Origin of the sequence: Gluconobacter roseus NBRC 3990 (genome assembly GCF_006538885.1) — a bacterium.
Lineage (GTDB): Bacteria > Pseudomonadota > Alphaproteobacteria > Acetobacterales > Acetobacteraceae > Gluconobacter > Gluconobacter roseus.
The window spans coordinates 103,388-128,678 of sequence record NZ_BJLY01000001.1; the positions used below are offsets into that span (position 1 = coordinate 103,388).

A 25,291-nucleotide genomic window follows, 5' to 3' on the forward strand; every position below is an offset into this window, starting at 1 on the left:
AGACAGACATGTCCTCACAGGTTCCATCCGCCGATGCCCAGACGGTGATTTCCTTTCATGACGGTCACACCATGCCCCAGATCGGGCTGGGAGTGTGGGAAACGCCACCTGATGAGACCGCAAAGGTTGTGAAGGAAGCCGTAAAGCTCGGTTATCGTTCCGTTGATACGGCGCGGCTTTACAAAAATGAGGCAGGCGTCGGTGAGGGACTGGAAGACCATCCGGAGGTCTTTCTCACGACCAAGCTGTGGAATGACGAGCAGGGCTATGACAGGACCATGCGCGCCTATGACGAAAGCGCGCGCCTGCTGCGTCGTCCGGTTCTGGACCTGTATCTGATCCACTGGCCAATGCCGGATCAGGGGCAGTATGTCGAGACATGGAAGGCACTGGTTGAGCTGAAAAAGTCGGGCCGGGTGAAGTCCATCGGCGTCTCCAATTTCGAGCCGGAACATCTGGAGCAAATCATGGACGCGACGGGTGTGGTACCGGTCGTCAACCAGATCGAACTGCATCCGGACTTCCAGCAGCGCGCCCTTCGGGCGTTTCACGAAAAGCACAATATCCGCACCGAGTCTTGGCGTCCGCTGGGCAAGGGGCGCGTCCTGAGCGATGAGCGGATCGCAAAGATCGCTGAAAAGCACAGCCGCACTCCCGCACAGGTCGTGATCCGCTGGCATCTTCAGAACGGGCTGATCGTCATTCCCAAATCGGTCAATCCAAAGCGGCTGGCGGAAAATCTGGACGTATTCGGCTTCGTGCTGGACGCGGAGGACATGCAGGCCATCGGGGAAATGGACCGCAAGGATGGCCGGATGGGCGCTGACCCGAATACGGCCAAATTCTGAGAAATATTCCCGCTTAGCAACATTAAGTAAAAAACCAGGCCTGTGCTATGGGCTGCCTCATGCAACCGGAAGGTGGATGGCATGAGGCAGTGTTTCAGTCTGGGTTTTGGTGCGATACTGGTGGTTCTTGCGGGGCTCGGAGTCTCCGCTGCCGGCGCCCAGACCGTGGGGGAGCAGACCGCGACCGGGCAGGGCAAGGCCTGGACGGATCAGTGGTTTTCCGACGTCTCCTTTGGCGCGCAGATTGAAGGCGGCGTGATGGGCAGTTCCAGCCACCCCGCCAGCAACCTCAATTTCGGCCAGCTCCTTTCGCCTTATGCCGATCAGGCGACGCTGAACCAGCTCACCTTCACGCTCACCAAACCGGTTGATCCGATCGGCGGCGGGTATGGTCTGGGGATGAACCTGCGGATGCTTTACGGCTCCGACGCCCGCAGCTATACGATTGCCGGTGTTTCAGACCGCTGGATCAATGGCCGCTATCAGGCCATGCCGGTCTTCGCCAATGTCGCGATCCACATGCCCTGGTTCACGAGTAAAGGGCTGGATGGGCAGATCGGTATCCTGACCTCCCCCATGGGGGTGGAGACGCTCGATCCTTCGACCCGCGCTTTCTATACGCTGGCCTATACGACTGAATATTCCACGCCGTTCGAGCATGTGGGCGGCATGTTCCAGCTCCATCTGGACGATCATTTCGATCTCCAGTTCGGCGCCGATACCGGCAACCAGACGTCTTTTGGACGCGGCGACAATAATGGCCGTCCTGCCGGCTATATCGGTGTCACGGGCAACAATCTGGCGGACGGGCATTTATCCTTCACCTACCTGCTGCGGGTCGGGCCGGAAAATGCTGTACGCTCGCTTGGGCCGCGCGCAAATGGCGCCATGCGGTACTGGAACGATCTGAACGGGACCTGGACGTTCTCGAAAAAATGGAGCGTCACGGCGGAACTGAACCAGCTTCATGACGAAGGCCTGCGTGCCGATACATGGAGCGCGGTCGTCTGGGGTGGGTGGCACATCCATCCCAACCTGACGGTCAATGCACGGGCCGAGCTGTACCGGGACAATACCGGGAGTTTTGTGGCCAGTTTTGCGGAGAACGAGGGCTATGCGCAGGCCATGCTCGGCAATCCGACGCGCTCGGAATCCGCTCCGGCAACGACCTATGGCGCCCTGACGCTCAATACGGTCTGGCGGCCGGATGTGGGGCATCACGTCAAGCTGCTGCAGTTCCGGCCGGAACTGCGCTTTGACCGGTCGCTCAACAGCACGCGCCCGTTCGATGACCAGCACCATATGGGACGGATCCTGTTCGGAGCCGACATGACGCTGGGGTTCTGAAGGGGAGGTGCGCTTGCCGCCGGATTATGGCAAGGAGATTGTCATGACGACTCCGAACGAAACCGATTTCCGCAAAGCCATGTCCCACTTCGCCACGGGTGTTGCCGTGGTGACGGCCAAAGGCAGCGAAGGCGAGCAGGGCGCGACCATCAGCGCCCTGACGTCCGTGTCCCTCAATCCGCTTCTGCTACTGATCTGTCTTAACCGGGCCAGCGCGACCTATCGTGCGATTGCGGAAGCCGGCGTGTTCGGCCTCAGCATCCTGGGCAACGACCACAAGGACGTGGCGATGCTGTTCGCCAGTCGCACGGCCGACAAGTTCGGTTCGGACGTGATCGAACGCGCGGCGGATGGCACGGCCTTCGTTCGGGATTCACTCGTGAAGATGCATTGTGAACTGGTCGAGACGTTCCAGGGCGGCACCCATGCCATCTTCATGGCGCGACCCGTTGGTCTGGAACTCGACGAAAACCGCGCGCCCCTGCTGTATTTCCAAGGGCAGCTCGGGATCAGCCTTTAAGCCGCTTCGCTTCCCGTCCAGCGCTCCGTGGCCATGCGAATGGCCGGCGCAAGCGGGAAAAGACGTGAGGGCGCCGAGCCGACATGACCGTGCCGGAGCAGGGCATTGCCATCCAGCGTGGCGCCGAAAGGCTGGAAACGCTCTATGTCCGTCACGGGCAGACACAGCCGGACCCACCGGCGCTCTCCCTCAACAGTGATGCAGGTCCCATCCTGAAAGGTCGGGCCGTCCGGCTGGGCAAGCCTCTCGGCCAGATGCAGCGCCGTGCAGGTTTCCCATCCCGTTCCGATCATCAGGACCTGCGCATCTCTATCCGACAGGGCGGCGAGGGGGGACTGTGCGCCGAACGGATCTTCCATCGGCTGACGCGCCAGAATATCCGCTGCCTGCGGTCCGAATGCACTGAATGAGACCTGCGGGTGCAGGCTGCGCTGCACGCCGGGCCATGTCCGGAAGATTTCGGCGATCTGCCCAACACCGCGCGTGGGGGTCAGGCGCGGATCATAGGGCGGCATCGTCGCACGGATCGTCTCCCACCAGCTTTCCGGGACCGGCGGATCGCACCAGCCTGACGGATCGCTCAGTTCGGAAGACTGCGCAGGCATGACGATCGTGCCCTCCGGCCCGACCGCCTGAAGCAGGGCCGAAATTACTGCTGGCGCCCCGCCGCAGACCCATCCGATCCGGCTCAGCGACGCATGGACCAGCAGCGTCATACCGGGCGTGACCCCGAGACGCTGGAAGTCCACCACAAGTCGGGCCTGCGTGACGGGCCCGCTGGAGCGGGCGATGGCGGCAGCTTCGGTCATGGACTGGTTCAGCCGCGGCCGCGATAGCCGGGGACGTCCTGTGCGGGAATCCACACGCCCTTCGGCGGCTCGCCCGTCTGCCAGAACACGTCGATCGGAATGCCGCCGCGCGGATACCAGTATGCGCCGATCCGTAGCCACTGCGGGTCAAGCAGGGCGACCAGACGTTCGGCGATGGCGATGGAGCAGTCCTCGTGGAACGCGCCATGATTGCGGAAGCTGGTCAGGAAGAGCTTGAGGGACTTGCTCTCCACGATCCATTCGCCGGGGATGTAGTCGATGACGATATGCGCGAAATCCGGCTGTCCCGTGACCGGGCAGAGTGAGGTGAACTCGGGCGCTGTGAAGCGCACGACATACTGTCGGCCCTGATGCGGGGAAGGGACGCGCTCGAGGACGGCTTCCTCGGGACTCTGCGGCGTGGTGGTGGCGCGGCCAAGCTGGCTGAGGGCGTCGGTGCCGGGTGCGGACGGGCCGGTCGGGTGATGGTCGGACATGGTCTGAATTCCTTAAAGGGGCCGTGTTTTGTGTGATGTGGCCCAGCTTTCCCGTAGGCTCAAGGCATCTTCAGGACGAAAAGACAGTGACAGAGTTTGCATATTGGCGGGATTCGGTGCAGAAGACGGCGCAAATCCTCTCTTCGATGCCTCCCGTCTGGAAGACCACATGGAACTCCGTAATATCGCCATCATCGCGCACGTCGATCATGGCAAAACCACGCTGGTTGACGCGCTTCTCAAACAGTCCGGCTCTTTCCGTGACAATCAGCATGTTGCTGATCGCGCCATGGATAGCAACGACCTCGAACGCGAGCGTGGCATCACCATTCTCGCCAAGTGCACGTCCGTTGTGTGGAAAGAAACCCGCATCAACATCATCGATACTCCGGGCCACGCCGATTTCGGTGGTGAGGTCGAGCGTATCCTGAGCATGGTGGATGGCGCGATCATCCTCGTTGATGCCGCTGAAGGTGCGCTGCCGCAGACCAAGTTCGTGCTTGGCAAGGCGCTGGCCCGTGGTATCCGCCCGATCGTCGTCGTCAACAAGATCGACCGTTCCGACGCCCGTCCGGACGAAGTGCACGAAGAGATCTTCGATCTGTTCGCCTCCCTCGGCGCAGATGAGCACCAGCTCGACTTCCCGATGCTCTACGCTTCGGGCCGTCAGGGCTGGGCCGATCTGGAGCTGGACGGACCGAAGAAGGATCTGGCCCCGCTGTTCGACCTGGTGCTGCGCCATGTGCCGACGCCGAACGTGGACAAGGATGCGCCGTTCGGAATGGTCTCCACCATTCTCGAGAGCGACAACTTCCTGGGCCGCATCCTGACGGGTCGTATCGATCAGGGCCGTGCGAAGGTGAACATGCCGGTGCGCGTGCTGCGTCCGGATGGCACGGTTGTCGAGACCGGCCGTCTGACGAAGCTGCTCTCCTTCCGTGGCCTGGACCGCGTGCCCGTCGAGGAAGCCGAAGCCGGTGACATTGTGGCCGTGGCCGGTCTGTCCGAAGCCACGATCCCTGACACGATCGCTGATCCGTCTGTCGAGAAGCCGCTGCCGTCGCGTCCGGTCGATCCGCCGACCCTGTCCATGACCTTCCGCATCAACGACGGCCCGCTCGGCGGTCGTGAAGGCAAGAAGGTGACGTCGCGCCAGATCCGTGACCGTCTCTTCAAGGAAACCGAAGGCAACGTGGCCATCAAGGTGACGGAAAGCCCGGAAAGCGAGGCGTTCGAAGTCGCCGGCCGTGGCGAACTTCAGCTTGGCGTTCTCATCGAGACGATGCGTCGCGAAGGCTTCGAGCTGACGATCGGCCGTCCGCGCGTTCTCTTCCGTGAAAACGAAGAGACCGGCGAGCGTGAAGAGCCGTTTGAAGAAGTCCTGGTGGACGTGGACGAGCCGTATTCCGGCGTCGTTGTTGAGAAGATGTCTCTGCGTAAGGGCGTCATGCAGGACATGCGTCCGTCCGGTGGCGGGAAGGTCCGTCTGACGTTCCTGATCCCGTCGCGCGGCCTGATCGGCTATCACGGCGAGTTCCTGACCGACACGCGTGGTACGGGCCTCATGAACCGTCTGTTCCACGGCTACCTGCCGTATGTCGGCCCGATCGAAGGCCGTCGCAACGGTTCGCTGATCTCTGCTGAAGACGGCACGACGACGCAGTACGCGCTGTTCTCCCTGCAGGATCGCGGCACGATGTTCGTCGATGCCGGCGAGAAGATCTACACGGGCATGATCCTCGGCGAGCACTCGCGCGAGAACGATCTTGACGTCAACGCGGTTCGCGAAAAGAAGCTGACCAACATGCGTGCCTCCGGCAAGGACGAAGCCCTGCTTCTGACCCCGCCGCGCCGCATGAGCCTCGAGCAGGCCATCGCCTACATCGAGGACGATGAGCTGGTCGAAGTCACGCCGTCTGCCATCCGGATCCGCAAGCGTTACCTGGATCCGCATGAGCGCAAGCGTGCTTCCAAGTCCCGCGAGATCTGATCCGTCCTTCCGAGGATAGCGGTTAGAAAAAAGGCGTGTCCCGGATCTTCCGGGCACGCCTTTTTTTATGGTCGGGCAATAGAGTTTGTCTGAATTGAGGCGCGTTTTCGCAAGACACGGACAAGAGACTGAAATTTCATAAAGTTAATGCGCGACCCGGCAAAGCAGGAATGGTATCTTCAGTATCAAGGTCACTTCAGGATACCTGAATGATGGCTCGTCTCTATTCTGTTTTGGAGCTTCGTTTCCAGATGCGTCTTTTCAACCGTTCCCTGATCGCCGCCGTCTCCGCCCTGGCCCTGACGGCTGCTCCGGCATTTGCCGACCCTGCCACGACGGCCGCTGTTCCGCCGGCTGAAGCTCCTGCTGCCACGGCCCCTGCAACGGCTGCGCCTTCCGAAGCTGCTCCGGCTGCTCCTTCCGCCGATTCCGATGCTACTGCCACGAGCACGAAGAAGCATCATGGCAAGAAGCACCACCACAAGCACAAGCATCACAAGAAGACGTCCGCTCCGACAGATGCCACGACGTCCGACGCCGCTCCTTCCAACTGAGGAACGGCTCGCAGCTCTCTCGCAGAGCTACGGAATACGGAACGGGGTCTGCTCAAGCAGGCCCCGTTTTTTTATAGGAAAAGCCAGCCGTAAGACCGGTAGGATTTCTGCAAGGCTATCGAATAAGAGAATCGACTTTTTCAAAAAAGCTCTTCAGATCCTCTTCGGTACATTCAATCCTGTACTGATTGTTTTCCGGCGTAGGCCATTTGCAGTTTCTGGTTACATAGACATTCTGATGGCCCATCAGATAGCCGATATGCAGTTGCACCGCATTCCAGAACCCGAGGCATCCTACGACTGTGCCAGACCCTGAAAAAAGGGTGCTGTGCATCCCTGATCCATGCTCTCCAACAACAGCCGCAGCCTCGGAGAAGATTTGGATCTGCTCTTCAAGAGAGAATTTTTCCGGATGGATGATTTCATATCCCCGCTCCAGAGCCATTTCCTCGAAAATGGCGCGGCGGGAAAGCTGTCGGTTGCTGTGAAGAAAATCAGATCGGGACACGAGGATCTTGCGTGTCTTTTTCTCTTTCCCGGAAGCAGGCGTCAGGGATGTATAGAAATCCCGAACGAAACTGTGGAACGAAAATTCATTGGTATAACAATAGGATGGGAGAATAGCCTCCCGGCACAGGACGATATCGGATCCTGGATTGTAATTGATAATATTTTCTCTTCTGAAACCGAGAGCAAGTTCCAGAAAGCGGTAGATCCACTGGGGGCTGAAATGCGGGAGGAGGATTTTCATTTCAGAAAACCGCTCGTCCATCATCGCTTTTACAACGGCAAATCTGGGCAGGTAATCAATGAGCCAGTGCCCCCAGACGTCGAACGATACGCCGTCTCCTATGACGACCGGTTCGTCGATGATGATTTTGTTCTTGTGTGACTGAAGGAAATAATCGTCTTCTTGTGGAATGCTACGCTGGTTATCAATTCCTGTGGCGCAGTCATAAACAAGATTGGTGCTGAGGATGTTGCTGCCCGGTCTGGTAACGATCAGATTTCTCACACTGTAGAAACCTATGGGATTCAGATCCTGGGTTGGCCTTTTCCAGTGATAATCATAAGTCCAGCCGTGATCGTCCGTAAGCTCCCAGACCATGAAGGGCCCGACAACTTTCTCCGCAGGTCGGAACTCATGAAAATGCGAAATACCGCAAGGCGCAGTGTTTGAGCCTTTGGAGATATCGGAAAAATTCATTGCGTATCCAGTCTGTGCCAATGCATGCAATTAATAGCATAGCCATCAATTGGCCTTGGACTGTAACGCTACTTCCGAAATATGGAAAATGGCAAAAAAATGAGAGCAAATATTTCAGTATCCTGTCCGCAAACACCATAACGGTTTGCGGACAGGGAGTGTGTCTCAGGCGCCGTAGCGGTCCAGCGACAGGTCGAGGGACGGAATGGCCGTCTGGCGGTCCGAGATCTGGTCCGCTACGATCTGGCCGGAGCCTGCCGCCATCGTCCAGCCCAGTGTGCCATGGCCGGTGTTGAGCCACAGATTGCCGTAGCGCGGGGAGGGGCCAACGATCGGCGTGCCGTCCGGCGTGCAGGGGCGCAGGCCGGTCCAGTATTTCGCGGACGACAGATCGCCGCCGCCATACATCTCGCTGAAGGACAGCTCCAGCGTCTCGCGACGGTCCGGGCTGAGGCGCAGGTTGAAGCCGTTCAGCTCCGCCGTGCCACCGATGCGAATGCGGTCGCCAAGGCGCGTGATGGCGACCTTGTATGTCTCGTCATTGACCGTCGAGACAGGGGCGCGGCTTTCATCCGTGATCGGCATGGTCAGGGAGTAACCCTTGACCGGATAGATCGGCAGACGCAGTTCCAGAGGCTTGAGGAAGCGCGGCGAATAGCTGCCGAGCGCCAGAACATAGCGGTCCGCCGTCATGCGGCCGGCGCTGGTGCGGATGCTGACGATGGCATCGCTGGCGGCTTCCAGAGCCTCGATCTTGACGCCGAGATGGAACTTCACGCCCTTTTCCTCGGCCATCTTGGCCAGACGGCGGGTGAAGAGATGTGCATCGCCCGTCTGGTCACCGGGTAGAAGCAGGCCACCCTTAAGCAGATGCCGCGCATGGGCAAGGCCGGGTTCGCGGGCCAGGATCTCGTCCACGGTCAGCAGCTTGTGCTCGACACCGCTTTCGGCCAGCAGGCGCATGTCTTCGGCGGCGTATTCGATCTGGCTGTCGGTGCGGAACAGCTGGATCAGGCCTTTCTGGGCACCGTCATAGGTGATGCCAGTCTCTGCGCGTAGGGTGTCCAGACGGTCACGCGCATATTCCGCGATCCGCAGCATCCGGCCCTTGTTGATGTCATAGGCCTTTTCCGTGCAGTTCATGAGCAGCTCGCCCATGAAGCGGAACATGGCCGTATCAAAGCGCGGACGGATCACGAGCGGGCTGTGCTTCTCGAACATCCACTTCGCGGCCTTGAACGGCAGACCCGGCATGGCCCAGGGGGTGGAATAACCCGGAGAGACCTGACCCGCATTGGCAAAGGACGTTTCCAGACCCACACCCGGCTGGCGGTCGATGACTTCGACTTCGTGGCCTTCCTGAGCGAGATACCAGGCCGTTGTCACGCCGATGACGCCGGCGCCCATAACGATGACTTTCATATCTGTCCTGCTGTGTTGTCGTTCGTGAAACCGCTCTGAAGCCATGAAAGCCAGCTCAGCGCTGCGAAAAAACCTGTCCCGTCCTGCTCCGTCAGCCCGGCACGCCCTTGCTGGTCGAGTACTCGAAATGCAGAGCCGTGTCGGGATGGACGATGGCATGGATGGCATGGGCTGCCATGGCGCCTTCGGAGAAGCCCTGGAGGATCAGCTTCAGCTTGCCCGGATAGGTCGCCACATCCCCGATCGCGAAAATACCTGGCGTGCTGCTCTCGAGCGTGGCCGGGGTGACGGGGACGGTATTGCGATGCGTGTCCAGCCCCCAGAGCGCGATCGGCCCCAGATCGGTGGACAACCCATAAAACGGCAGAAGCGCATCGGCCTCGATATGCCGGGACGTGCCTTCAAGCGTGGTGACTTCTACGGTCGAGAGCACGCCGTCCGTGCCGTGCAGGGCATGGAGCTGATAGGGCACGACCTTCTCGATCTTCCCGGCTGCAATCTGCTGTTCGATACGCGAGAGTGTCTCGGGGGCGCCGCGGAAGCGGTCCCGGCGATGCAGCAGATAGACCTGCGCCGCCACTTCGGAGAGGGATAGCGCCCAGTCCAGCGCGGAATCGCCACCGCCTGCGACCACGACGCGCTTGTCTGCGAAGTCGGCGCGTTTTTTGACGTAATACTGCACGGCCCCCGTGCGCTCATAGGCTTCAAGCCCGTCGAGTGGCGGACGATTCGGCCCGAATGCACCAGCACCGGCGGCGATGATGACGGCCTTCGCGGTGATGACGTCGCCGCGTGCGGTCTTCAGCGTGAACGCCCCGCGCTGACCTTCCAGCGTCTCAACCCGCGAGCCCAGCAGGCGGGGTACGTCGAACGGTGCAATCTGCTGTTCGAGCGCCTCGATCAGTGCGCCGCCTTCGATGGCGGGATGGGCTGGTATGTCGTAGATCGGTTTTTCCGGATAGAGCGCCGCACATTGTCCGCCTACGCTGTCGAGCGCGTCGATCAGGACGCAGGACAGCTTGAGCATGCCACATTCGAATGCGGCGAAGAGGGCGGTCGGACCGGCGCCGACAATCGCGACATCGGTGGTCAGGGTCTGAGGTGCAGTCGTCATGATCTGTTTCATAATCGGTTTGAAGAGGTTGGGGTAGGGCATTGAAGGCACGATATGCGTTTGTAATTCAGGACCTCAGAGGCCTCGGCGGCACTGAACGCTCGGCCTGTGCCGTCATGAACGGGCTGGTCCGTCAGGGCTGTGAGGTGCGTCTGGTGGAACTCGTCGGGGCGGGGGCTCCGGCCTTTCCGCTGTCACCCGAAATCGCCGTCTCGTCCCTGTTCGACCGGCCGGTGAAGGTCTTCAATTCCTGGTTCCGGATCGTCTGGCGGCTGTCGCGCCTGCTGAAACGGGAGAAGATCGACACGCTGGTGGTCGTGGAGTCCACCCATGCACTTTACGGCGTGGCAGCGGCGCGGCTTGCGGGCGTGCGCTGTGTCGTGTGGGAGCATTTCAATTTCAACGTGACGCTAAACCGCCGCAAGCGCGTCTGGGGCCGGCAGCTCGCCGCGCGCTGGGCCGACGATGTTGTTGTCCTGACGCAGCGGGACACGGTTCTTTGGCGGGAAGGAACGAAGGTCCGGGCGCGTCTGACCGCCATTCCGAACATGGCGCCGTGCGTGACGGACAGGCCTTATCCGGAAGCGTCCCGTCTGGTTCTGGCTGCGGGACGCCTGACCGAGCAGAAGGGCTACGACCTGCTGCTCCGGGCCTGGCGGATCGTCGAACAGGACCCGCGGAGCGCGGGCTGGGAGCTGCTGATTCGCGGCGATGGCCCCGATCGTGATGCCCTGCTTCAGCAGGCACAGGGTCTGCATCATGTGACGATCGCGCCCGCAACCGGGAGCATTGACGCCGATTACGCCCGCGCCGCACTGTTCGTAGCGTCTTCGCGATATGAGGGGCTGCCGATGGTGCTGCTCGAAGCCATGGCGGCCGGAGTGCCGGTCGTGGCGTTTGACTGCGAGACCGGGCCGGCGGAAATCGTCCGCGATGGCGAGACTGGATCGCTGGTTCCACCCGAAGAGCCTGAGGCTCTGGCTATTGCCCTGCTGGAACTGATGGGCGCGCCTGAGCAACGCCAGCGCATGTCGGTTAAGGCGCGGCAGCGGGCGGCGGAGTTTCAGGAAGGCCCGGTCATGGTGCGGTGGAAAGCGCTTCTTCAGCACACATCCGGCTGAACGGGCACGGATGTTCCCCAAACGTGCTTGCTGGCACACGGCAGTCGGGCCACATTGGGGCCATGCAGATACGCCTCGATGACCAGCTCGCAACCGAAACTCTGGCGGCCCTGATCGCCGATCGCTGCGCACCCGGAGACTGCCTCGCGCTTTCGGGGGGCTTAGGGGCCGGGAAAAGCACGTTCGCCCGGGCATTCCTGCGCCATCTGGCTCAGGATCCGCAGATGGAAGTACCCAGCCCCAGCTTCGCGCTCGTCCAGCCTTACGAGACGCCGAAAGGGGCGGTGCATCACTATGACCTCTGGCGTCTGGACGGGCCGGATGCGCTGTACGAACTGGCCTGGGATGAGGCGTGCGAGGGCATCATGCTAGTCGAATGGCCGGAGCGGGCCGGGGACCTGCTGCCGGAAGGCGCGCTGCATCTTACATTCGCCCCCGGTGACAGCGAGGTTTCCCGCCTCGTGGAGCTGACGGGCTGGCCTGAAGAGCGTCTGGCGGGACTGAACCCATGAGCGGCGTCGTCACCATTGCGGGCACGGAGCCGTTTCTGGACCGTGTGGCGCAGGAATGGCTTGAGCAGGACCCGGCGGCCGGAACGGATGGTCCCGGCCTGATCCTCGTTCCCAGCCGTCGCGCAGGCCGTGCGCTCATGGAAGCGTTCCTGCGGGTTCTGGACACGCGGGCCGCACTCCTGCCGCGCATCGTCGCGATCAATGACGTGGACGAGGATGCGCTGGCATCCATCGGGATCGATGTTGTCCTGCCGCCAGCCGTAGAGCCGCAACGGCGTCTGGCTGTGCTCTCGATGCTGATCCTCCAGACGCCGCTCGTGAGCGTTGGTGTGGACAGCACCAAGGGGATCGACCGTGCCTGGCCGCTGGCCAAGGCGCTGGCGGACCTGATGGACGAGGCCGAGCGCAGTGGTGTCGATCTGGCTGAACGCCTGCCGGATGCGGTGGAGGAGCGCTTCTCCGATCACTGGCAGCAGACGCTGAAATTTCTGGAAATCGTGACCGCCGTCTGGCCGAAATGGCTGGAAGAAGAAGGGCTCTCCAACCCCGTCGCGCGGCAGATCGCGCGGTTGAAAGCACAGGCACAGACCTGGGCGGAAAAGCCGCCGCTGACGCCCGTCTGGGGCGTGGGCTTCGCGGACGGATCGGCGGCGGTGTCGGACGTGTTGGCCGTAGTGGCGCGGCTTCCCGCCGGGCTTGTGATCCTGCCGGGTGTGGATCTGGGCATGGCGGACGAGATCTGGGCCGATCTGCCGCCATCGCATCCGCAGGCTGGCCTAAAGGAAATCCTGACGGATCTGGGCCTGTCCCGCGAGGAACTGACGGATTGGGATGGCGGCCGGGATCGCGGGCGCGAACTGATGTTGCGTGAAGTCCTGCTGCCGGAACATGGGATCGAGCACTGGGGGCAGGACAGTCGTCCTCGCGATATCGATGGCCTCTCCATCCTGCCCGCGCAGGACCAGCAGCAGGAAGCGCAGGCCATCGCCCTGATCCTGCGCGATGTCGTCTCCGAAGCCGGGAAAACCTGCGCACTCGTCACGCCGGATCGCGCTCTGGCGCAGCGTGTGGGCACCGAGCTTCTGCGCTTTGGCATCCATGCCGATGACAGTGCGGGCGAGTCCCTGTCCCAGACTCCGGCCGCCGTATTCCTGCGCCTGATCGCGACTGCCGCCGAAGCGCGTCTGTCACCGGTGGCGCTCCTGTCCGTTCTGAAACATCCGCTTGCCTCGTTGGGCCGTACGCCAGGCGACTGCCACGCTTCTGCCCGGCGACTGGAACGGCTGTTGCTGCGTGGACCTGCTCCTGCGCCGGGGATTGCGGGTCTGAAAGCCGCGCTGCACGACTACACGCAGAAGAAACATGCCCCCGATCACGGCGCCAGCGCCGACGCCCCGGATGAGCCGGAAGGCCCCGCCGCTTTCATCGCACGCATCGAGCAGGCCTTTGATCCGCTCCTGTCCATCGAGGGCGCCATTCCCCTGCCGGAACTGCTCGAACGCCTGATCCACACGGCGGAGGCGCTGGCGGCTACCGCTGAGGAGCTGGACGCACCGGAAGACGAACCGCGCCATCCGGGTGCGCGTCTGTGGCTGGGTGAGGACGGCGAGGCCCTGTCGCGCCATCTAGCAGCGCTGATCGTCAATACCGGCATCCTTCCGCCGCAGCGCCTGACGCATCTGGATTCGTTCCTCAACACCTCCATGACGGGGCAGATGCTCACCGGTCTGCGCGCGCATCGCGGCGGCGTGGAACTGGCGCATCCGCGTGTTTCGATCCTTGGTGTGCTGGAAGCGCGGCTTCTGGCGTTCGATATCGTGGTGTTGGGAGGACTGAACGAAGGCGTCTGGCCGCCCGCGACCGATCCGGGTCCCTGGCTGAGCCGTCCGATGCGCGTGCGTGTCGGTCTGCCCTCTCCGGAGCGGCAGACGGGCGTGAGCGCGCATGATTTCGTTTCAACCATTCTGGCGTCGAAGGAAGTCGTGTTCGCCAGTTCGGCCCGGCGTGAGGGCGCGCCCGGCGTTCCGGCGCGGTGGATGGTCCGGATGGATGCGTTTCTTGGCGGACGGTCGCAGAGCCTGCCGATGCATCCCGCTCTGGACTGGCAGCGCTGTCTGGACCAGCCGCTCGCAGGCGCCGAAGCCGTCGCGCCACCCGAGCCACGTCCGCCCGTCGCCCTGCGTCCGCGCGGTCTCAGCATCACCGAGATCGAAACCTGGATGCACGATCCCTATGCGATCTATGCCAAGCATGTCCTGAAGCTCCGGGCGCTCAAGCCGCTGGAGGAAGGCGCGGAACACGCCGATTTCGGCATGATCGTGCATGATGCGATGGAACGCGTCCTGCGGGACTTCCCCGAGTGCTGGCCTGCCAATGCGAGTGCCATCCTGCGTCGCGTTTTTGCCGAGGAACTGGCCAAGGCCAATATGCGCCCGGCCCTCGTGAACTGGTGGGGGCCGCGTCTGGCCCGGATTGCGGACTGGGTTGCGGAAAAGGAAGCGGCCTACCGTCTGGACATGGAAGAAAGTGGCCCGGCGCAGGGGCGGTTTGTGGAGGTCACTGCGTCTTTTCGTCTTCAGGCGGCTTTCGCGCCGTTCGAACTGCGTGGCCGTGCGGACCGGATCGATATCGGCGCAGATGGTCTGGCGACGGTCTTCGATTACAAGACCGGGCAGCCACCCAGCGGAAAGAATGTCGCTGAAGGCTGGTCCGTCCAGCTCGTGCTCGAAGGCGCGTTGTTGGCCAAGGGGGCGTTTAAAGACGTTCCGGCCGTTGAGACGAAGAAACTGCTCTACTGGCATCTGACCGGCGGTGACGATCCGGGCAAGGAAAGTGAAGTGCCCGGCTCACGCTCCGGCACGGATGCGCCGACCCTGATTGGTGAGGCCATGGAAAAACTCCGGACTCTCGTGGACGAATACGACAATCCCGATCAGCCCTACCGCTCCCAACCCTGGGCCGGGCATGTCCCGCGTTACACCGATTACGCGCAGCTTGCCCGCGTGGATGAATGGCGCGCGGCCTATGCGGAAGGAGAGGGCGAATGAACGACATGCCGCCTGTCACACGTCCCATCACCCGCGACGAGGTCATCGCCGCCGCCGATCGCACGCAGCGTCAGGCCTCCGATCCGCGTGCTTCGGTGTTCGTCTCGGCTTCGGCGGGGTCAGGCAAGACCAAGCTGCTGATCGACCGCCTGCTACGGCTCATGCTGCCGCTCTATGTGCAGACCGATGACGGCGACACCATTCTGGCCGATGGCGCGCATCCCTCGCGCATCCTGTGCCTGACCTATACCAAGGCTGCCGCTGCCGAGATGGCCAACCGTCTTCAGCAGAAGCTGGGAAGCTGGGTTTCGCTGCCGGATGCGAAGCTGGGTGCGGAGCTCGAAAGCCTCGACGTTCCCAACACGGACGAAACCCGCCGTCGCGCCCGTGCCCTGTTCCTGTGCGTATTGGATCTTCCGGGCGGTCTGCGGATCGAGACGATCCACGCCTTCTGCCAGTCCCTGCTGCGGCGTTTCCCGCTGGAAGCCTCGGTTGATCCACATTTCACGCTGATGGAAGACACCGACACTACGCTGGCGCTGCGTGAAGCGATGGAAGACGGGCTGGCCCGTTCGCCGGAACTTGCCGCCGATGTGGCCGGAACGGTAGGGCTGGACCGCTTCTTCCAGCGCATCCGTACGCTCAACATGGAGGAGAGCCGCGCCCGTCCGCTGCTGGAACGCTGGGCCACTTTGCCGGATAGCGTGGTCAGTGCCTATCGCAAGGCCCTGAAAGCCGGGCAGCAGAGCCTCGAAGACCTTGAAAACCTCGCCTGCCAGCCGCCGAAGGAAGATGATCTGCGGGCTGGATTGCGGGATGCGCTTGGATCTGCAACCGCATCCGGTCGTGTTTTCGTCGAGCAGATGCTGGCGTGGCTTGGAACGGAACAGGTTGAGCGTGCACCAGCGGTATGGGCGAAGTGCCTGCTCACGAAGGAGGGCACCGCGCGCAAAGTGAACGCTATCGTCGGTAAAGCAGCGCAGGCGGCCGTTCCATGGATTGCGCCGCTGTTGGAAGAAGAAGCGCAGCGTCTTCTCGATCTTCAGGCCAGCCTCAAGAGCGCGCGCCTTGTCCTGCTGAACCGTGCCCTGCTCGGTCTGGCCGCGCCCATGCTGACGGCGTTTCAGGATGGCAAATCAGCTCGCGGGCTGGTCGATTACAACGATCTTATTCAGGAAACCCGCAATCTTCTGCGCGATCCGGGTGCGGCCTGGGTGCTCTACAAGCTCGATGGCGGCATTGACCATCTGCTGCTGGATGAAGTGCAGGATAATTCCGGCCTGCAATGGGAAATCGCCGGCGCGCTTACATCCGAGTTCTTCGCAGGTGAAGGTGCGTGGGACATGGGGCCGCGTCCGCGCACGATCTTCGCGGTCGGCGATTACAAGCAGTCGATCTACGGCTTCCAGGGCGCCCAGCCGGAAGAGTTTCACCGCTGGCGTCATGAATTTGCCAGCCGGGTCCGTAATGCCGGTCTGCTATGGCGCGATCCGGAGCTGAACGTCTCCTTCCGCTCGGTCCCACCCGTTCTGTCTTTCGTGGACGCGGTGTTCTCCCAGCCTCTCGCGGCGCATGGCCTGCTTCAGGACGACGAAAAGACACTCCGTCCGCATGTCTCGGCCCATCCGGGGCAGGGGGGGCGCGTGGAACTCTGGCCGCTCGTCCCCGTCGTGCAGGGCGAGGATGATGACGAAGGCCTCACACCCTGGCGCGCGCCCTCCGCCAATACCGGGCAGCGGAGTGCTCCCCAAAGGTTGGCCGAAGCTCTTGCGGAATGGATCGACCAGCAGATCGGTCGGCCGCCTCAGCCGGGACAGGCGCCTCTGACCGCAGGCGATGTGCTGATCCTCGTCCCCCGGCGTTCGCCATTCCTGCGTTCGCTGATCCGGGCCCTGAAATCGCGCAATGTGCCGGTCGCGACACTGGTCCGGGTCGGGCTGACGCAGCAGGTTGCAGTCCGCGATCTCATGACGCTCTGCGCCGCCCTGCTCCTGCCGCAGGACGATCTGACACTGGCTTCCATCCTGACGTCTCCGCTCGGTGGTCTGACGGACGACTCGCTGATGGCGCTTGCTACCCGCAACGGCACGGCCCATGCCCTCGGCCCGAAAGGCCAGCCGCTCTGGACCGTTCTGCGGGAGCGTCACCGGGAGCGCGAGGACTGGCGGGCCGCCTGGGAGATGCTCTCAACGCTCTATTCGCGCGTCGATTATGCCTCTCCGTACCGCCTGCTCGCCGAAACGCTAGGCCAGCATGGTGGCCGCACACGCCTGCTGCGGCGTCTGGGGCCAGAAGCAGCTGAACCGGTGGACGAACTGCTGACGGCGGCGCTGCGCTATGAAGGGCTGCATCCGCCGTCGCTTCAGGGCTTCCTGCACTGGCTCGAAGCCAGCGAAATCACCAGCAAACGCGAAGCTGAAAGCGAGCTCGGAGCCGTCCGCGTCATGACCGTGCATGGCTCCAAGGGGCTTCAAGCGCGTCTGGTTGTGATGCCGGACACGACGTCCAAGCCGCCTCCGGGCAGCGATTTCCTATGGGAAGAGACAGGAGGGCTCGAACTTCCGCTCTGGGTGCCGAAAAAGGACATGGGGACGGAGGTCACGACGGCCCTGTCCGAACGGGACGCCGAAAAAGCCCGCGCCGAAAGCAACCGCCTGCTTTACGTCGCCCTGACCCGCGCCAGTGACTGGCTGGTGATCTGTGGGGCCGGAGCCAAGCGCGAGCCTGCGGATACAAGCTGGTATCGGCAGTGTGAGGCCGGGTTCCGGCACCTGGCCAATGCCTGTTCCGAACCGATGGATCTCGGCTGGGAAGGCGAACGGCTCGTGCTGGAAGAAGCGCGCACGCTTGCTCCCGTTGCTTTCCAGCCTGGATCGGTCGAACCGCTCTGTGCAACGCTGCCGGACTGGATGGGGCGTGCGCCGGACTGGAAGCCCGTCATCACGCCGCATGAGGATGCCATGACACGTCCGCTCGCGCCCAGCCGTCCGGATGGTGCGGAGTTCGGTGAACTTCCGGCCGCGCGTTCACCACTGGAGCTTCTGGCCGGTCGTCCCACGCCGGTCCGTGAACAGGCCATGCGACGCGGCACGATGATTCACCGTCTGCTCCAGCTCCTGCCCGAAACTCCGGCCGCCGAGCGTGAGGCTGTGGCTTTGCGCTGGCTGTCCCGCCGGGCTCTCGGCCTGACGGAACCGGAAATCGATCGTCTGGCCCAGCAGGTTCTGGGTGTTCTGTCCCATCCGGATCTCGCACCGCTTTTTGCGCCCGGAAGCCGCGCGGAGCAGCCGATTTCCGGTGTCAGCGCGGGCCGCGTGGTGCTCGGACAGGTGGATCGTCTACGGATCGGGGACGGGCAGATCTGGGTCTGTGACTACAAAACGAATCGCAATCCCCCTCTGCGGGCCGAGCGCACCCCCGTCGCCTATCTGCGGCAGATGGCGGCCTATCGCGCTGTGCTGGAGCAACTTCATCCCGGCTACGACATTCACTGTTCTCTGGTCTGGACGGAAGGACCGGCCGTTGTCACACTTCCGTCCCCGCTGCTGGATCAGGTCCGTCCCGGAGCTTGACGCAGATCAAAAGCCCCTTGCAGTGAGGGGCAGGGCAGCCGATATCCGTTCTCAGAAACATCATTCGCCACAAGGAATACCCTCATGAGCGCAAACACCGTCGCCGTCAGCGACAGCAGCTTCGAAGCCGACGTCCTGAAGTCCGAAGGTCCGGTTCTGGTCGATTTCTGGGCGGAATGGTGCGGTCCGTGCAAGATGATCGCACCGGCGCTTGAGGAAATCGGCGCCGAGTACCAAGGCCGTCTGAAGGTCGCCAAGGTCAACATCGACTCCAATCCGGAAGCACCGACCAAGTATGGCGTGCGCAGCATCCCGACACTGATCGTCTTCAAGGACGGCAAGCCGGTCGCCCAGCAGATGGGCGCGCTGCCGAAGAGCCAGCTCAAGGCCTGGATCGACCAGTCCCTCTGAACGACCCAAAAATGGGGTGAGGGAAGGACGATCAGGGGGCGTGGTCACCATCCTGCGCTTTGTGTAGGATCGTGTCATGCGCTCGAAAGCTCCAACCTTCCCGACCCCCGTTCTCCTGACCTCCAGTGAGGAGGTGGCCCGTATCTGCGAAAAACTGCAGAACGAGCCTTTCGTGACCATCGACACGGAATTCGTCCGGGAACGGACCTACTGGCCGGAGCTCTGCCTGGTGCAGCTTGCCGGAACCGAAGACGTTGTCCTGATCGACACTTTGGCTCCCGGCATCGACTTGGCGCCCCTCGGCGCCCTTCTGGCCAAGCCGGACTGCACCAAGGTCTTCCATGCCGCCCGGCAGGATCTTGAGATTTTTCTGCATATTTTCGACCGCCTTCCGGTCTCGGTCTTCGATACGCAGGTCGCCGCCATGGTGGCCGGGTTCGGCGATCAGGTCGGCTATGATAGTCTGGTCGGCGCAATCACTGGTCGCAGCATTGATAAGGCCCACCGTTTCAGTGACTGGTCGGCCCGTCCGCTGAGCAAGGCGCAGATCGCCTACGCTGCGGCTGACGTTACGCATCTGCGCACGGTTTATGACGCCCTGCGCAAACAGCTTGCCGAGCAGGGACGTCTGCACTGGGCCGACGCCGAACAGGCTGTCCTGACAGAAGAAAAGACCTTCCGTCCCGATCCCCGTCGTCTGTGGGAAAAGCTGAAGGCCCGTACCAGCAACCGCCGGATGCTTGGTATCCTGCGTGAAGTCACGGCATGGCGCGAGCAGGAAGCCCAGAACGCCGATATTCCCCGCCAGCGCGTCATCCGTGACGAAAGCTTGTTGGAAATCGCGGCCGTCCATCCCGATACGGTCGAGGCCCTTTCCCGCATCCGCGGCGTGACGCGCGGTTTTGCCGAGGGCAAGATGGGCAAAGGCCTGCTTGAAGCGATTAGCATTGCTCAGGAACTCCCGGAGTCCGAGCTTCCGAAAGCACCATCAAAATCCGATCGCCCACGGCCGTCCACGGCCCTCGTGGCGCTTCTGCGGGTCCTGCTGGCGGCAAAGTGCGAGGAGCACAAGGTGGCGCCCCGTCTGGTCGCCTCTTCGGACGATCTGGATAGGATTGCGCTTGGGGAAACCGATGTCGGTGCCCTGAAGGGCTGGCGGCGTGAACTGTTTGGTCTGGACGCTCAGGCACTGGTCCGTGGCGAGATCGCACTGGCTGTCGTGAATGGACTTGTAGAGCTACAGCGCGTCGCAGAACCGGCCTCGTAAGAACCGACTTCGACGCGGCGGGGAGTTTCTGGTAAGAAACCTCCCAAAGATGTTCCGGGTCCGGTGGGCCGGAACTGGAAATCAACAGCATATCGGGCCGGGCCAGGCACCGAAGCGGGACAGGGAAACGAACATATGGAGTGGACGGACGAGACGATCGCCAGACTTCGCGATCTGTGGAGTCAGGGACTTTCGACCGCAGAAATCGGCCGCCAGCTCTCCATCACCAAGAATGCCGTCGTCGGCAAGGCGCACCGTCTGGGCCTGCCACCGCGTCCTTCTCCCATCCGCAATCGCAAGACCAAGGACGGGGATACTGCTACGACTGAGGCAATGCCTCGTCGCAAAAGTCCTTCCCGTGCCAAGGTCACAGAAACCGCCGCGTCTGACCTGTTTGCGGACAGCAAGGATGCGTCTGCTGCCAAGAAGGCTTCCGAAGTGGTGGAGAAAGTAGCAGAAAAGCCTGCGGCACCTGTTCGCAAGGCACCTTCGGACACTCCTCAAGCCGCCAAGGCTGTTCCTCAGCCCGTAACAGCAGCGCGTCCTGCTTCTGCTGCTCCCAAGGAAGCCGCGCCAGTTCGTCGGGATCCTGTTGTGGCTCCCAAGCCAGAACCCCGCGTCGCTCCTGTGCCCCGACCGGCCCTTCCGCCCCGTTTTTCAACAGCAGGTATTGATCGGCCTACGCGCCGTGGGCCGTCCTGCTGCTGGCCGATTGGTGATCCTGGTACCCCGGGGTTTCATTTCTGCGGCGCCACACCGCTTCCCGGAAAGCCCTACTGCGCCGAACACGCAGCCATCGCTTATGTAAAAATTCGCGACCGTCGCGATTGATATGGCCTAAAATCAGAAAAGGCCGCTCTTCCTGAAGGAGGGCGGCCTTTTTCATGTCTGGTTACCGAGGCAGACACTCTGAATGCGTTCCTGAGTTTCAAACCGAACACTCAGAAGATTCAAAAATATTCTGGAAAGTTCGAGGCTGATAAAAATCCAAGCCTCTGAAAACAAGGAAAAATGGTGCTGCTGGACAGGATTGAACTGTCGACCTCTCCCTTACCAAGGGAGTGCTCTACCACTGAGCTACAGCAGCGTACCGTTGCCTTGGCGCGCTTCGTAACGGGTCAGCGCGCCAAGCGCAAGCCTTAATCGTCGCGATGGACTTTTTCCATCCGCTCATGACGCTCCTGAGCGTCGATGGACAGTGTCGCGATCGGGCGGGCTTCGAGCCGCTTCAGGCCAATCGGCTCTCCTGTTTCTTCGCAGAAGCCATAGCTCCCGTCATCGATACGTTCGAGCGCCATATTGATCTTTGAGATCAGCTTGCGAGCCCGGTCGCGGGTCCGAAGCTCGAAAGCGCGGTCCGTCTCGACACTGGCGCGGTCGGTAATGTCGGATTCATGAATCCCACCTTCCGAAAGACTCGCAAGGGTCCCATCCGCTTCCTTCAGGAGATCAAGACGCCAGCGCAGAAGTTTCTGCCTGAAGTATTCGACCTGAAGCGGGTTCATGAACTCTTCGTTGTCGGAGGGTCTATAATCCGGCGGCAGCGTAATCATGCGCATCCAATCCCTGGCTGGTCTGCCAACGTCCGCTTCCAACAGCCGCAGGCTATAACGCGCGGCTTATAGCCACCCCAGCCGCATCCGCCAACCCCGAACATACTTTGCGTGTCTGTCGGAAAGCGCGGAAATCTGCGTCTCTGTTAGGGGTTTCTTTACCCTGTACGCCCATCCTCAACACCTGAGCCCCCCAGACCTGTCTTGCAGGCATCAGGATACCCTTCGTCGCCCATGCGCTTTTTCATGCGATCTCCATCTTCCTTCCAGACCCTGCTGCGGCGTTTGACGGCGCTTGCATGTGTCGGACTGCTACTTTTGCCTGGCTTTACCCTGGCCGCAAGCGTTCGCATCAAGGATATCACGGACATGGAAGGCGTCCGGAGCAACCAGTTGATCGGATACGGTCTTGTGGTTGGTCTGAACGGTACCGGAGACCGGCTGACTAATACGATTTTCACCCGTGAAACGTTGATTTCCATGCTGAACCGGCTGGGTGTGAACATTCGCGATCAGGAGACCCAGCTTCAGACGCATGACGTTGCTGCGGTTATGGTAACGGCCGATCTTCCGGCTTTTGCTCATGGCGGTAACCGCATTGATGTTACGGTTTCAGCGGCTGGTGATGCTTCGTCCCTGACGGGCGGCACGCTTTTGGTCACTCCACTGATGGCGGCTGATGGTGAGGTCTACGCCGTAGCTCAGGGCTCTCTGGCTACGAATGCGTTCTCTGCCCGTGGAGCTGCAGCCTCCATTACGCGAAACGTTCCTACCAGCGGTCATATTGCTAATGGCGGCATCGTTGAGCGTGAAGTGCCTTTCGATCTCAGTCACCGCGCGAATCTCCATCTAAGTTTGCGAAATCCGGACTTCACAACAGCGAGTCGCATTGCGGCCATCATCAACCGGACTTTCGGACCGATTGCTATTGTGCAGGACCCACGCACGGTCCTGCTGGATCTGAGCAATCATGACCCTGTTTCTACACTCTCCAGAATTGGCGATCTTCTCGTGACGCCCGATAACCCTGCCAAAGTGGTGGTGGATGAAGCCAGTGGGACGATCATCATGGGAGCAGACGTCCGGATCAGTACGGTCGCCGTGGCACAGGGAAACCTGACGGTTCAGGTAACGGAAACTCCCGAAGTCTCCCAGCCTGGTCCGTTTTCCGGCGGTCAGACCGCTGTTGTGCCACGTACGAACGTCAAGGTGGACACAGGCAAGACACACCATCTGGCCGTTGTACCCGGTGGAACAACGCTCAGGGAGCTTGTTTCAGGCCTGAATGCTCTTGGAGTAGGGCCACGGGACATGATCAGCATTCTGCAGGCCATCAAGGCTGATGGCGCACTGCAGGCAGAACTGGAGATGCGTTGATGACAATATCTTCGACAACCGGCGCTGCATCGCAGGGATTGCCGTTGCATGGGCAGAAGGCAGACCCTGCCAAAACGTTGAAGTCAGCCCAGAGCTTCGAGTCGATGGCCATTAACCAGATGCTTCAGCCCATGTTCGCCACTGAGGACAATAGCGACAGCATGTTCAGTGGCGGTGCAGGTGAAAAGCAGTTCCGGCCCATGCTCGTAGAACAGATCGCCAAGCAGATGGAAAATAATGGCGGAATAGGGCTGACGGACGCGATTGATCGTCAGATGCTGGCCATGCAGGAGCAGAAATGAGCGCGTCCATTATCCCGGCGATGCAGCGACTGATCGCCATTCTCGAGGCGGAAAATTCTGCATTGGAAGAAGCGCGCATTCCCGATGCGTTGGCGCTTCTGAATGATAAGCAGGATGCGGCCAGAACGCTTGAGCAGGAAGTCGCCATTGCCAATGATCGTAAAGAAGAACTTTGCCCGTGCTGCCCTGATGAAGAGAATGTCGCCAGGGAAGATTCTCCAGCCCTTCCTTACCGTGATCTGCTGGAGCAGATGACAGAACTGGGCAACCGCAATGGAGAGCTTCTGCAGAGGGCGATTACGGCCCAGAAGCGCGTGATCGAACTGCTGACTTCAACGCCAACAGCATCTTTGCCTCAGAGTTACGGCAATCAGGGCAGTTATGCGCCCGTTACAGACAGGCAGGCCTTGTTCATCAGTAAGGCCTGAAAACCGGGGTCAGTCCTCGGCAAGGACCTGACGACTGACTTTGACCCTGCCGACTCGCCGACGGTCCATTTCCAGAACTTCGAACAGCCAGCCTCCAAAAGCGACTTTGTCTCCACGTGCCGGAACGCGCCGTAGAAGTGCAAGCATGACGCCACCAAGGGTATGGTAGCCGCCAGCACCAGGCAGTTCTGGCAGATCGAGGCGGGAGCGTAGTTCATCAGCTGGCATGAAGCCGTCGAATACATATTCATCCGCGCCTTCGGCTGCCTGAAGTTCTGAAGAGGATGACTCGGTCTTTTCCTCACCGACAATGGCTTCGAAGACGTCTGACGGCGTCACGATGCCCTCGAAGGAGCCGTATTCATCCAAGACAAAGGTGATGCCAAGATTGACTCCGCGCATGCGCTCAATCATGTCCTGGGCGCTGAGACTGTCAGGAATAACGGGCGGTTCGCGCAGTACGGCATCGACGGAAACCGGAAGCTTCAGGAGCAGCCGGTCCATGATGTCCTTGGCCAGAATGACACCGACGGGATGGTCCACGTCTCCTTCACAAACGACTATCCGGGCGTAGGAAGACTGGCGCAGTTTGCGGACCAGCGTTTCCTGATCCGCATGTCTGTCGATCCAGAAAAGCTCGTTGCGGGGGGTCATGATGGCGCGGACGGGGCGGTCTGCCAGACGCAGAAGGCGCTCGATCATGGCCTGTTCGTCGGTTTCGAGAACGCCGGCGCGGGCTCCTTCGGCCAGAACGGCTTTCAGTTCCTCTTCCGTTACCGCGGCGCGTGTCAGGGGACCGACACGGAGCAGGCGGAGCACCAGTGAGGACGTGCCGCTGAGTAGCCACACAATGGGCTGTGCGATGCGGGCCACGCCGACCAGAAGCCATGCCAGCCGTGAAGCAATAGCTTCCGGCTGCTGTAATGCGATCTGTTTGGGGATGAGTTCACCGAAAACCAGCATGGTGAAGGTGATCATCGCCACGACGAGGACGATCGAAACCTCACTGGCAATCGGACGTAGCGACGGGATGTTGGCGATCCATGCCGTGACGGTACTTTCCATCTGGCTGCCGCCAAACGTACCTTCAAGAATGGAGACCAGCGTCATGCCAACCTGAACGGTTGGCAGAAAGCTGTGCGGATCCTCTGCCAGCCGGATTGCAGTTGTGGCCCCTCGGGTGCCCTGCTTGGCCAGAACTTCCAGCCGTGGCCGCTTTGCCGAAATGAGAGCCATTTCTCCCATGGCAAACACGGCATTGAGGAAAATGAGCAGACAGATAACGAGAATAGGGGTCAGCATGATCCGGCCAGAATAATGAATACCCAATCATAACAGGACGATTGGCGGATGCCATGCCCTTCATTCTGTCCGGTCAAATGGAGGAGTCTTT

The 25,291-nt window shown here is 61.3% G+C and carries 22 protein-coding genes and 1 tRNA gene; 15 read left to right on the forward strand and 8 right to left on the reverse strand.

Annotated elements, in window-relative coordinates:
* Nucleotides 1-8: 8 nt before the first annotated feature.
* The 3 genes from GRO01_RS00370 (at nt 9) to GRO01_RS00380 (ending at nt 2,715) form a co-directional block, all read left to right on the forward strand.
* Complete coding sequence (locus GRO01_RS00370) at nt 9-848, forward strand: aldo/keto reductase (protein WP_062507991.1); 840 nt, start codon at nt 9-11, stop codon at nt 846-848.
* 81 nt (nt 849-929) lie between these two features.
* Entirely contained in the window at nt 930-2,195 is a 1,266-nt protein-coding gene (locus GRO01_RS00375) for an outer membrane beta-barrel protein (RefSeq protein WP_062507990.1), read from the forward strand.
* A 43-nt stretch (nt 2,196-2,238) separates the two neighbouring features.
* Nucleotides 2,239-2,715, forward strand: a complete 477-nt coding sequence (locus GRO01_RS00380) for a flavin reductase family protein (RefSeq protein WP_062508079.1) — start codon at nt 2,239-2,241, stop codon at nt 2,713-2,715.
* Here the strand turns inward: GRO01_RS00380 and GRO01_RS00385 are convergent.
* Together GRO01_RS00385 and queF are read right to left on the reverse strand one after the other, a co-directional pair.
* Nucleotides 2,712-3,524 carry an aminoglycoside N(3)-acetyltransferase gene (locus GRO01_RS00385; protein WP_062507988.1) on the reverse strand — a complete coding sequence of 271 codons (813 nt, stop codon included), beginning with the start codon at nt 3,522-3,524 and terminating at the stop codon, nt 2,712-2,714. The two genes, GRO01_RS00380 and GRO01_RS00385, sit on opposite strands and share 4 nt — an antisense overlap.
* A gap of 8 nt (nt 3,525-3,532) precedes the next feature.
* On the reverse strand, nt 3,533-4,021 hold the full coding sequence (queF, locus tag GRO01_RS00390; protein ID WP_011252213.1) for a preQ(1) synthase: 489 nt from the start codon (nt 4,019-4,021) through the stop codon (nt 3,533-3,535).
* Nucleotides 4,022-4,190: 169 nt separating this feature from the next.
* On the opposite strand from queF, the gene typA reads away from it, so the two are divergent.
* A complete protein-coding gene (gene typA, locus GRO01_RS00395) occupies nt 4,191-6,011 on the forward strand; it encodes a translational GTPase TypA (protein ID WP_062508078.1) in 1,821 nt (606 codons plus the stop codon).
* Between the two features lie 209 nt (nt 6,012-6,220).
* On the forward strand, nt 6,221-6,565 hold the full coding sequence (locus GRO01_RS00400) for a hypothetical protein (RefSeq protein ID WP_231490123.1): 345 nt from the start codon (nt 6,221-6,223) through the stop codon (nt 6,563-6,565).
* A gap of 115 nt (nt 6,566-6,680) precedes the next feature.
* Here the strand turns inward: GRO01_RS00400 and GRO01_RS00405 are convergent, their stop codons facing one another.
* From GRO01_RS00405 to GRO01_RS00415, 3 genes are all read right to left on the reverse strand, one after another.
* On the reverse strand, nt 6,681-7,772 hold the full coding sequence (locus GRO01_RS00405; RefSeq protein ID WP_062507986.1) for a glycosyltransferase family 61 protein: 1,092 nt from the start codon (nt 7,770-7,772) through the stop codon (nt 6,681-6,683).
* A gap of 165 nt (nt 7,773-7,937) precedes the next feature.
* Nucleotides 7,938-9,194, reverse strand: coding sequence for a D-amino acid dehydrogenase (locus GRO01_RS00410; protein WP_062507984.1), 1,257 nt, complete (start codon nt 9,192-9,194; stop codon nt 7,938-7,940).
* Nucleotides 9,195-9,285: 91 nt separating this feature from the next.
* Nucleotides 9,286-10,308: an NAD(P)/FAD-dependent oxidoreductase gene (locus tag GRO01_RS00415; RefSeq protein WP_062508074.1), complete on the reverse strand. Its 1,023-nt coding sequence runs from the start codon at nt 10,306-10,308 to the stop codon at nt 9,286-9,288.
* A 41-nt stretch (nt 10,309-10,349) separates the two neighbouring features.
* Here GRO01_RS00415 and GRO01_RS00420 point away from each other — a divergent pair, with 41 nt between their 5' ends.
* The 7 genes from GRO01_RS00420 to GRO01_RS00450 all read left to right on the forward strand — a co-directional run bounded on the left by GRO01_RS00420 (nt 10,350) and on the right by GRO01_RS00450 (nt 21,069).
* Nucleotides 10,350-11,429 carry a glycosyltransferase family 4 protein gene (locus GRO01_RS00420; protein WP_062507982.1) on the forward strand — a complete coding sequence of 360 codons (1,080 nt, stop codon included), beginning with the start codon at nt 10,350-10,352 and terminating at the stop codon, nt 11,427-11,429.
* Nucleotides 11,430-11,491: 62 nt separating this feature from the next.
* Nucleotides 11,492-11,941, forward strand: a complete 450-nt coding sequence (gene tsaE, locus GRO01_RS00425; RefSeq protein WP_062507981.1) for a tRNA (adenosine(37)-N6)-threonylcarbamoyltransferase complex ATPase subunit type 1 TsaE — start codon at nt 11,492-11,494, stop codon at nt 11,939-11,941.
* Nucleotides 11,938-14,988, forward strand: a complete 3,051-nt coding sequence (gene addB / locus GRO01_RS00430) for a double-strand break repair protein AddB (protein ID WP_062507980.1) — start codon at nt 11,938-11,940, stop codon at nt 14,986-14,988. The genes tsaE and addB overlap by 4 nt, the downstream gene beginning before the upstream one ends.
* Nucleotides 14,985-18,560, forward strand: a complete 3,576-nt coding sequence (gene addA / locus GRO01_RS00435; protein WP_062507978.1) for a double-strand break repair helicase AddA — start codon at nt 14,985-14,987, stop codon at nt 18,558-18,560. Before addB ends, addA begins: the two co-directional genes overlap by 4 nt.
* Nucleotides 18,561-18,644: 84 nt before the next feature.
* A complete protein-coding gene (trxA, locus tag GRO01_RS00440; RefSeq protein WP_011252202.1) occupies nt 18,645-18,971 on the forward strand; it encodes a thioredoxin TrxA in 327 nt (108 codons plus the stop codon).
* 76 nt (nt 18,972-19,047) lie between these two features.
* The gene (rnd, locus tag GRO01_RS00445) at nt 19,048-20,238 is read left to right on the forward strand and encodes a ribonuclease D (protein ID WP_062507975.1); all 1,191 of its coding nucleotides are present in this window, start codon (nt 19,048-19,050) and stop codon (nt 20,236-20,238) included.
* A gap of 135 nt (nt 20,239-20,373) precedes the next feature.
* On the forward strand, nt 20,374-21,069 hold the full coding sequence (locus tag GRO01_RS00450) for a GcrA family cell cycle regulator (protein WP_062508072.1): 696 nt from the start codon (nt 20,374-20,376) through the stop codon (nt 21,067-21,069).
* Nucleotides 21,070-21,250: 181 nt separating this feature from the next.
* On the opposite strand, the gene GRO01_RS00455 is transcribed toward GRO01_RS00450, so the two are convergent.
* Together GRO01_RS00455 and dksA are read right to left on the reverse strand one after the other, a co-directional pair.
* Nucleotides 21,251-21,325, reverse strand: a tRNA-Thr gene (locus tag GRO01_RS00455).
* Between the two features lie 52 nt (nt 21,326-21,377).
* Complete coding sequence (dksA, locus tag GRO01_RS00460; protein WP_062508070.1) at nt 21,378-21,791, reverse strand: RNA polymerase-binding protein DksA; 414 nt, start codon at nt 21,789-21,791, stop codon at nt 21,378-21,380.
* A gap of 234 nt (nt 21,792-22,025) precedes the next feature.
* Between dksA and GRO01_RS00465 the strand changes: the two genes are divergently transcribed.
* The 3 genes from GRO01_RS00465 to GRO01_RS00475 are packed head-to-tail and all read left to right on the forward strand — an operon-like array spanning nt 22,026 to nt 23,898.
* Nucleotides 22,026-23,168: a flagellar basal body P-ring protein FlgI gene (locus GRO01_RS00465; protein ID WP_062507973.1), complete on the forward strand. Its 1,143-nt coding sequence runs from the start codon at nt 22,026-22,028 to the stop codon at nt 23,166-23,168.
* Nucleotides 23,168-23,470, forward strand: coding sequence for a rod-binding protein (locus GRO01_RS00470; protein ID WP_174787376.1), 303 nt, complete (start codon nt 23,168-23,170; stop codon nt 23,468-23,470). Before GRO01_RS00465 ends, GRO01_RS00470 begins: the two co-directional genes overlap by 1 nt.
* Complete coding sequence (locus GRO01_RS00475; protein WP_062507971.1) at nt 23,467-23,898, forward strand: flagellar protein FlgN; 432 nt, start codon at nt 23,467-23,469, stop codon at nt 23,896-23,898. Before GRO01_RS00470 ends, GRO01_RS00475 begins: the two co-directional genes overlap by 4 nt.
* A gap of 9 nt (nt 23,899-23,907) precedes the next feature.
* Here GRO01_RS00475 and GRO01_RS00480 read toward each other — a convergent pair whose 3' ends face one another.
* Complete coding sequence (locus GRO01_RS00480; protein WP_062508066.1) at nt 23,908-25,200, reverse strand: hemolysin family protein; 1,293 nt, start codon at nt 25,198-25,200, stop codon at nt 23,908-23,910.
* Nucleotides 25,201-25,291: the final 91 nt, after the last annotated feature.

What these genes read in the sequence shown, in the direction of transcription:
- GRO01_RS00370 (WP_062507991.1), top strand. Translation starts at nt 9, where the DNA reads ATGTCCTCACAGGTTCCATCCGCCGATGCCCAGACGGTGATTTCCTTT.
- GRO01_RS00375 (WP_062507990.1), top strand. Translation starts at nt 930, where the DNA reads ATGAGGCAGTGTTTCAGTCTGGGTTTTGGTGCGATACTGGTGGTTCTT.
- GRO01_RS00380 (WP_062508079.1), top strand. Translation starts at nt 2,239, where the DNA reads ATGACGACTCCGAACGAAACCGATTTCCGCAAAGCCATGTCCCACTTC.
- GRO01_RS00385 (WP_062507988.1), bottom strand. Translation starts at nt 3,524, where the DNA reads ATGACCGAAGCTGCCGCCATCGCCCGCTCCAGCGGGCCCGTCACGCAG.
- queF (WP_011252213.1), bottom strand. Translation starts at nt 4,021, where the DNA reads ATGTCCGACCATCACCCGACCGGCCCGTCCGCACCCGGCACCGACGCC.
- typA (WP_062508078.1), top strand. Translation starts at nt 4,191, where the DNA reads ATGGAACTCCGTAATATCGCCATCATCGCGCACGTCGATCATGGCAAA.
- GRO01_RS00400 (WP_231490123.1), top strand. Translation starts at nt 6,221, where the DNA reads ATGATGGCTCGTCTCTATTCTGTTTTGGAGCTTCGTTTCCAGATGCGT.
- GRO01_RS00405 (WP_062507986.1), bottom strand. Translation starts at nt 7,772, where the DNA reads ATGAATTTTTCCGATATCTCCAAAGGCTCAAACACTGCGCCTTGCGGT.
- GRO01_RS00410 (WP_062507984.1), bottom strand. Translation starts at nt 9,194, where the DNA reads ATGAAAGTCATCGTTATGGGCGCCGGCGTCATCGGCGTGACAACGGCC.
- GRO01_RS00415 (WP_062508074.1), bottom strand. Translation starts at nt 10,308, where the DNA reads ATGACGACTGCACCTCAGACCCTGACCACCGATGTCGCGATTGTCGGC.
- tsaE (WP_062507981.1), top strand. Translation starts at nt 11,492, where the DNA reads ATGCAGATACGCCTCGATGACCAGCTCGCAACCGAAACTCTGGCGGCC.
- addB (WP_062507980.1), top strand. Translation starts at nt 11,938, where the DNA reads ATGAGCGGCGTCGTCACCATTGCGGGCACGGAGCCGTTTCTGGACCGT.
- addA (WP_062507978.1), top strand. Translation starts at nt 14,985, where the DNA reads ATGAACGACATGCCGCCTGTCACACGTCCCATCACCCGCGACGAGGTC.
- trxA (WP_011252202.1), top strand. Translation starts at nt 18,645, where the DNA reads ATGAGCGCAAACACCGTCGCCGTCAGCGACAGCAGCTTCGAAGCCGAC.
- rnd (WP_062507975.1), top strand. Translation starts at nt 19,048, where the DNA reads ATGCGCTCGAAAGCTCCAACCTTCCCGACCCCCGTTCTCCTGACCTCC.
- GRO01_RS00450 (WP_062508072.1), top strand. Translation starts at nt 20,374, where the DNA reads ATGGAGTGGACGGACGAGACGATCGCCAGACTTCGCGATCTGTGGAGT.
- dksA (WP_062508070.1), bottom strand. Translation starts at nt 21,791, where the DNA reads ATGATTACGCTGCCGCCGGATTATAGACCCTCCGACAACGAAGAGTTC.
- GRO01_RS00465 (WP_062507973.1), top strand. Translation starts at nt 22,026, where the DNA reads ATGCGCTTTTTCATGCGATCTCCATCTTCCTTCCAGACCCTGCTGCGG.
- GRO01_RS00470 (WP_174787376.1), top strand. Translation starts at nt 23,168, where the DNA reads ATGACAATATCTTCGACAACCGGCGCTGCATCGCAGGGATTGCCGTTG.
- GRO01_RS00475 (WP_062507971.1), top strand. Translation starts at nt 23,467, where the DNA reads ATGAGCGCGTCCATTATCCCGGCGATGCAGCGACTGATCGCCATTCTC.
- GRO01_RS00480 (WP_062508066.1), bottom strand. Translation starts at nt 25,200, where the DNA reads ATGCTGACCCCTATTCTCGTTATCTGTCTGCTCATTTTCCTCAATGCC.